Raw genomic sequence first — 7,312 nt, 5'->3', positions numbered from 1 at the left:
CCTGCGGGGCACCGTGGTTGTTTCCATGCGGCCGATCCAAGCGTCGCGCGTGGCGGACGCCGTGACCATCTCGGGACGCTTCCCGGCAGTGCATGGCGCACCTATACATGTCGGCACGCCGGAAGCGATCGGCATTAAGGATCTCGCCGCGCCGGAATTCGGCGATCCGGTGCGAATCGAGCCGGGCGAGGTTCCGGTCTTCTGGGCCTGCGGCGTCACCCCGCAGGCGGCCGTGATGGCCTCCCGTGTCCCCTTTGCGATCACCCATGCGCCGGGACACATGTTCATCACCGACATCCCCGATTCCGCCTATCACGTTTGAGGTTCCGATGCGTTTCCTGCCTGTCAGCCTGACAACCATGCTTGTCGAACTCGCCGATCTCGACGAGACGCTGGCGCTGTTTGCCTCGCTCAAAGCTGATCCGCTGGAAGGTATCGAGGACATGGTGCCTGCGGCCCGCACGCTGATGATCCGCTTGCGGCCGGAAAAGCTGACGCTGGAAAAGCTGGCCGGCGAGATCGCGACACGCGATCTGTCGATGCGCGCGGCACCCTCCGACAAGCTCGTCGCAATCCCCGTTTGCTACGATGGCGAGGGCTTGGCAGATGTCGCAGGCCTTACGGGCTTGTCTATCGAGGACGTCATCCGTCGCCATACCCACAGCGAATTCACCGTCGCTTTTTGCGGCTTTGCGCCCGGCTTCGGCTATCTCACCGGCGGCGATCCGGCACTGCAGGTGCCCCGCCGCCCGAGCCCGCGCACAAGGATCCCGGCCGGCTCGGTCGCTTTGGCCGGCGCCTTCAGCGGTGTCTATCCGCAGGCGAGCCCCGGCGGCTGGCAAATCATCGGCACGACGCCACAAAAGATGTGGGATCTATCGCGCGATCCGCCAGCACTTCTTCAGCCCGGCTACCGCGTGCACTTCTTCGATCTCAAAAAGAAGGCAGTATCAACTACCAAGACGACGACCAAGACCCTGGTTGCCCACCCACCAGTAGTCGCGTCGGATAGCCTTGAGCTCAAGGTTCGTGCCGCCCCCATCCCGGCACTTTTCCAGGACTTCGGCCGCTTCGGCAAGACCGGCCAGGGGGTCTCATCCTCCGGCGCGCTTGACCAGGGTGCACTCAAGGCGGCCAATCGGGTGGTCGGCAATCCGGCCGGCATGCCCTGCCTCGAAATCACACTTGGCGGTTTTTCCTTCGAGGTTTCTGGCCGCACCGTCATGGCGCTTAGCGGCGCGCTCTGCCCGATCAGCATCCGTGATGCAGCTGACCGCACGATTAGCGCCGAGACCTATCAGCCAATCTCGCTTGAACCGGGCGATGTGGTGACGCTCGGCCACGCACCGAAAGGCATGCGCAGCTATCTCGCCGTCCGCGGCGGATTTGTCGTTAGGCCGATACTCGGCAGCGCTTCCACCGATACGTTGGCGATTGTCGGTCCCGACCCTGTCGCGGCAGGCGCAGTGCTGGCCATCAACAGTGATAGCTCGGCCCTAACCAGCGTTTCGCTTCATGAAGCGCCAGCCTTCGACCATCCGGCAGCGGACGAAACCATCACGCTCGACGTGATCATGGGGCCCCGCAGCGACTGGTTCACCGAGGCTGGTATCGCCGCCCTCTCCGGCCAACTCTGGCAGGTGACACCTCAGTCCAACCGCGTCGGCATCCGCCTTTCCGGCGATGTCCCGTTGGAGCGCAAGGACAAGGCGGAACTGCCGAGCGAAGGTACGGCGACCGGCGCAATCCAGGTACCGCATAGCGGCCAGCCGGTCCTCTTCCTCGCCGACCATCCGCTGACTGGCGGATATCCGGTCATCGGCACGGTCGCCGAATACCATCTCGATCTCGCCGGACAGATCCCGGTCGATGCCAAAATACGATTCCGGCCCGTGACGACTTTCGCCGATATTCAGCCCGCCAAGGCTCGAGATCGGTAACGGCCAAAATCAAGTGAGGAGGAGACGTCCATGAAGAAAGTCCTGATCGCCAATCGCGGCGAGATCGCCGTGCGCATCATCCGGGCTTGTCGCGATTACAGCCTGCAATCTGTCGCCGTCTATGCCGATCCAGACATGGACGCGCTCTTCGTCAAGCTGGCCGACGAGGCCCATGGGCTTGTCGGCGCCCGTCCGGACGAGACCTACCTCGACATCGACAAATTGATCAGCATAGCTAAGCGCTCCGGTGCAGATGCAGTGCATCCGGGCTATGGCTTTTTGTCCGAACGGACCGAATTCGCTCGTGCGGTGATCGATGCTGGCCTCACCTGGATCGGACCCGATCCGCATGTCATTGAAGCATTGGGCGACAAAGTCGAGGCGCGGCGGATCGCGACCAGCGTCGGCGCGCCCCTGGTTGCCGGTAGCGACGGCCCGGCCAAGTCGGCTGCCGAAGCCATCGCCTTTGCCGAAGAGCATGGGTTGCCCGTTGCCATTAAGGCTGCCCACGGCGGCGGCGGCCGTGGCCTGAAGGTCGCTTGGAGGATGGAGGAAGTAGCAGAGCTTTATGAATCTGCAGTCCGCGAGGCCAAGGTCGCTTTCGGCCGTGGCGAGTGTTTCCTCGAGCGGTTCCTCGACCGTCCGCGCCATGTAGAAGCGCAGGTGTTGGCCGACAAACACGGCAATGTGCTGGTGCTTGGCACGCGTGATTGCTCGCTGCAGCGACGCAATCAAAAGCTCGTCGAGGAGGCCCCTGCCCCCTTCCTCAGTGACACCCAACGCCAATCGATCCACGATGCTGCGAAGAAGATCTGCGCTGCCGTCGGCTATTCTGGCGCGGGTACGGTCGAATTCCTGCTCGGCGGCGACGGCACGATCTCCTTCCTTGAAGTGAACACCCGCCTGCAAGTCGAGCATCCCGTAACCGAGGAGACAACCGGCGTCGACCTCGTCATCGAACAGTTCCGTATCGCCGACGGCCTGCCCCTGCGCGTCACCGAGACGCCTGTCCCGCGTGGCCACTCGATCGAGTTCCGTATTAATGCCGAGGATCCGGGCCGAGGCTTCCTGCCAGCGCCGGGTAAAATCACCGTCTTCGACCCTCCTGCCGGGCCTGGCATCCGTGTTGACAGCGGCGTCGTCTCCGGCTCGACGGTGCCTGGAACCTTCGATTCACTCATCGCGAAACTGATCGTCACCGGCGCCACTCGTGAAGAGGCGCTAAGACGTGCCCGCCGCGCGCTCCGAGAATTCAACATCAACGGCATTGCGACGGTTTTGCCCTTCCATCGCGCCGCGATCGAGACGAAGGACTTTACGGGCGAAAGCGGCTTCAAGGTGCATACGCGCTGGATCGAGACCGATTTCGACAATCGTCTTGAAGCGGAAGCCCGACCAGAGCCGGTTGCCAATCCCCCGCTGATCCGCACCCATGTGGAAATCGACGGCAGGCGTCATGAGATCGGCATTCCGGTCGCGCTGCTGGCCGGTCTCGGCGGGCTTGCAGGCCAAAACACCGGGCTGGAAATTGCTGCCAGGGCGGAAGACACCGCGAGCGTGACTACGCCGATCTCAGGTACGCTGCAGGCCTTCAAGGTCCAGGATGGCGCAGAAGTGGCGGCGGGTGACCTGATCGCGGTGATAGAAGCGATGAAGATGGAAACCCTGGTGACGGCATCGCGGGCCGGCAAGATCCGGATCAGGGCCCAAGCCGGCGCCTATCTGCAAGCCGGTGCCGAGATCGCCCGCTTTGAGTCCCCACCGTCGGATAGATAGACCCGACGAACAGAGCCGATCGCGTCTGGCCCCGAAGGCAGAAGCAGCAAGGCTTAAGCGCATCCGGTATGTGACTAGCCACTCCTGCCACGCCGAGCCAGCTGCGACCGGAGTCCAAAGCGCGCCTGCGGCACGTTCGACAGGCGGCACCTTGTCTTGTGCGTGAGGGCTGCCATCTATCGGTGATCATTTGGAATCACGTACCGGTGTCATCGGACATTTAACAGAGAAGCATGGAAATCAGCGAAATCGTCGCCGCTTACATACGTGTCCTGGCGTTGGCTGTCTTAGTCGTTTATGGCTATGCTTGGGTCATTCGCACGATCAGCCAAAGATTGATGAGGGGCGTTGCGGCGGGCCTTTTGTTTGGTCTCGGCGGCATTTTTTCCATGAATGATCCGATCGTGATGAGGCCGGGGCTTATTTATGACGCCCGATCCATTCTTCTGGTTCTCTCCCCCCTCTACGCAGGACCGATTGGCACCATCATTGCGGCAGCCATGATGGGGGCGCACCGGTTGGTTCTTGGCGGCGTCGGCGCGACGGGCGGCGCAGTGAGCGTCATCCTTGTGGCGCTTAGTGGTTACGCGAGCACGCTCATACCCCGTCACCGCATCGGCATCGGCTGGGGGAGATCGCTGCTGCTCGGCCTTGCGACCGTCTCTTCCTTCATCGTCCTTGTCTTTTTACCTCCGGAGATCGCCAGGGACCTGTTTCTGAGCGCTGCGGCTCCCGTCATGCTTGCCAATATTCTCGGCGTCCTTCTCCTTGCCGATCTGCTTGAGCGCGAAAAGCAGCGAGTGCGCCTCGTGCGCGTGCTGGAAAATGAAGCGAGCGTCGACCCGTTGACGAAGCTGCCAAATCGGCGCGTCTTTCAGCGCGCGGCCGACCGCTGCGTCGAGGAGGCGAACAATCGCGGGCGGCCTTTCTCGATCGTTATGCTCGACGTCGACCACTTCAAAAAGATCAACGATACCTGGGGACACAATGTGGGCGACACCGTGCTCTCCCGGGTCGCCGACATCATTCGCCGGACTGTGCGCAAGACCGATGTCGCGGCTCGCTACGGGGGCGAAGAGATCATCATTCTGCTTCCAGAAACTGAAGAGGGCGACGCGTCAATCGTTGCCGAGAAGATCCGCCATGCAATCGAGTCAGAAGACTTGATCGTCGATGTTACCGCAGTCAAGGTTACCGTCAGCATCGGCGTCGCGGCTGTCGATTCCAGCGGCACTACTATTCGTGCAGCAATCGAGGCCGCAGACAGAGCGCTTTATCGCGCCAAGACGACTGGCCGCAACCGCGTCGAACTGGCAACGGCTGCGTGAAAACGATGGTTCTGCCGGGACGCCGACAGCAGCGCTGCCAGCAAAATCGGGATCAGCCCGACGTCTCTGGGCGCGTGGCCCGCTTAAGGTCGGCGAGCCCTCGGTTGGCATCCTTACTGCCAGTGGCGGCGGCCGCGTTGAATATCCGTGCCGCATCGCCATACATTTCGAGGTTCAGATAGCAATAGCCGCGCAACACCATGAGATCGATCGTCTCGCGTTTGATCTGCGCTCGCTGATCGAGATAGATCAGCGTCTCGCGATACCGCTTGGCGCCATAAGCGGCGAGCGCCCGGTCAGCGAGGATTGAAACCTGGAGTTCGGCGGCGCGCTCACGGCTCTGAGGTGCACGCGTTGCCGCAACGGCTGCATTGTTGGACAGCCCGACGCGCAGATAGGCGAGACTCTGTCCATAGGCGGCGTCTTCGCGCGTCTGCCGCGCAGACCCCTTCAAGGCTCTTTCGAAAGCGGCAACAGCTTCCATCGGACGATTGAGATCCATCAGGCACCAGCCGCGGCTGAGCGCGGCATCGGGGCTGAGGAAGCTCGCATCCGTCGTGGTCGAGCAGCCGCGCGGCCTGCGGGTGCCTTGCTGCACAGTGACTGTCTCCATTGCCGATCCTTTGGATCGCACAGCCAGGCCCGGAGGCTTGGTTGCGCCTCCTCCGTCAGCCGGTTGAGCTGGCACAACCGCACGTGCAAGGCTTCGTGGAAGCCGGGCGGGCGTTTGAAGCGGTGCCTCGACGGAGGGCGCCGATAGAGATGCGTCGTCAAGCGCGGCGATACGCTGCGAACGGCCGGCCCAAAGCCGCTGGACCTCCGCGACCCCCGTGCGATCGTTCAGTTGCTCACGGGTGATGGCAAGACCATAGGCGGAAGGTTCGTCGTCCGGTTTCCAGCGAAGCGCAGTTTCAAACCAGCGCGCTGCAGTTTGCGGCTGATTGAGCGAGCGTGCGTACCAGCCGAATTGCTGCGCGGCCGGGACGTATTTCTGCGCAATGACCTCTTTTGCCATGCGACCAAGTACGTCTTCGCTTATATTGGCAGGCGGCTGCAAAGCCATCAGATTGGCAGCGGCGGCAAGATAGGTATCGGTGGCATCCTTGGAATCGCTACGCCACCTGTACATGACATCCTCGGCCTCTTGAGGCGCCTTGCGGGCGACAAGCGCGAGCGCCAGCCCCTGCGAGGCGGATGCGGAATCCTCCTTGGCACGGGCTGCGCGAAACCACTTCTCCGCCTCCGGCGCATTCTCGCGTCGCAGCTGATACCAGCCAAGCAAGAGCGCATCGGAGGCGAGCCCTTGGGTTTGCGCGAGACGCGCAACACGCGATACATAGTCTGCCGCGACATCGAGCTTCGGATCGGCGTTGCCTTCAGCGACGAAGCGGCGAGCGAGCTCGTCACGGATGCCATCGAACTCGCGCGCGCCGCTCACGGCAGGCTGCTCGAGGGCAAGCAGCCGCTGCATGGCCTGATAGGGCAGCAACGCCGAAGCCTTCTGGACGCTCGCAAGGCGTTCCTGCGGATTCGTGCAGTACTTCAGGATGTAGCTGTAGGCATCTACGCTGCGCGCTTCTCTTCCTGTATGGACGAAGGCTTCGGCGTAGCGCCCCAAGACATCTATATCGCTGCAGGTCAGAAGGCTGGGGGTCGCAGCGCCCGTCTCGATGACTGTAGTGTACTGTTTGAGGTCGGACGCATTGACAAGCCGCGCCCGGGCTTCCGCAACATCCAGGCGATCGAGGAGATCAGCGGGCGGCTGCCAGCCGATATCAGCCGTGCGGCGGTCGGCGATGGCTTTGCGAAGCTCTGCATAACGCCCCTCCGCATAAAGCTGCCACATGGCTTCGAGTTGCTTATCGCCACTTTGCGGCACGGCCAGCGGATCGGCGGGTGGCACCCAGTTCGGATAAAGCGCCTGGAGACGGGAGATCTCGGCCTGCAGGCGAACCTTGTCGCCGCGGTTTGCAAAATACCGCAGCGCGCTTTCGTCGACCTTCGGCTGTGCCGCCGGTTGCGGCCCTGCCGGCTGTTGGGCCGGCCGTTCCTTCTCGGCAGGCTGCGGCTGAGCCTCTGGGGCAGGCGTCTGCGAAGGCTGAGGCGCCTGTGCCGTCAGCAACGGTGCCGCCTCCTGAAGACGGTCGGCGACCGCCTGGACGTCGATCGGCTGGCTGCTGGGCGTGTCCGCTTGCACCATGCGGTCGGTGTGCAGGTTCGAGCGTCCGATGCCGAATTTCTCCACCAGCGCGGCACGGTCCTTCACCC

General features: G+C 62.8%; 5 protein-coding genes. 4 read left to right on the top strand and 1 reads right to left on the bottom strand.

Features of this window, described 5'->3' with window-relative positions; all coding sequences use genetic code 11:
- The 4 genes from C9413_RS24720 to C9413_RS24705 form a co-directional block, all read left to right on the top strand.
- Positions 1-322 (top strand): DUF1445 domain-containing protein (locus C9413_RS24720; protein WP_170251025.1); only part of this gene is annotated, 322 nt, incomplete at its 5' end.
- Positions 323-329: 7 nt separating this feature from the next.
- On the top strand, positions 330-1,940 hold the full coding sequence (locus C9413_RS24715) for a 5-oxoprolinase/urea amidolyase family protein (protein WP_170251024.1): 1,611 nt from the start codon (positions 330-332) through the stop codon (positions 1,938-1,940).
- Between the two features lie 30 nt (positions 1,941-1,970).
- Positions 1,971-3,716 carry a biotin carboxylase N-terminal domain-containing protein gene (locus tag C9413_RS24710; protein ID WP_040115434.1) on the top strand — a complete coding sequence of 582 codons (1,746 nt, stop codon included), beginning with the start codon at positions 1,971-1,973 and terminating at the stop codon, positions 3,714-3,716.
- 233 nt (positions 3,717-3,949) lie between these two features.
- Complete coding sequence (locus C9413_RS24705) at positions 3,950-5,044, top strand: diguanylate cyclase (RefSeq protein WP_040115433.1); 1,095 nt, start codon at positions 3,950-3,952, stop codon at positions 5,042-5,044.
- A gap of 52 nt (positions 5,045-5,096) precedes the next feature.
- Here C9413_RS24705 and C9413_RS24700 read toward each other — a convergent pair whose 3' ends face one another.
- Positions 5,097-7,310, bottom strand: a complete 2,214-nt coding sequence (locus C9413_RS24700; protein WP_348648799.1) for a cellulose synthase — start codon at positions 7,308-7,310, stop codon at positions 5,097-5,099.
- Between the last annotated feature and the right edge of the window lie 2 nt (positions 7,311-7,312).

The sequence above is a fragment of the Rhizobium sp. SEMIA 4085 genome (genome assembly GCF_013004495.1).
Lineage (GTDB): Bacteria > Pseudomonadota > Alphaproteobacteria > Rhizobiales > Rhizobiaceae > Rhizobium > Rhizobium gallicum.
The sequence above is the reverse complement of the archived record's forward strand: the minus strand, read 5'-3'. Positions and strand labels throughout refer to the sequence as shown.

Bases quoted from the DNA above. Each gene is read 5' to 3' on its own strand.
- C9413_RS24715 (WP_170251024.1), top strand. From the start codon at position 330: ATGCGTTTCCTGCCTGTCAGCCTGACAACCATGCTTGTCGAACTCGCC.
- C9413_RS24710 (WP_040115434.1), top strand. From the start codon at position 1,971: ATGAAGAAAGTCCTGATCGCCAATCGCGGCGAGATCGCCGTGCGCATC.
- C9413_RS24705 (WP_040115433.1), top strand. From the start codon at position 3,950: ATGGAAATCAGCGAAATCGTCGCCGCTTACATACGTGTCCTGGCGTTG.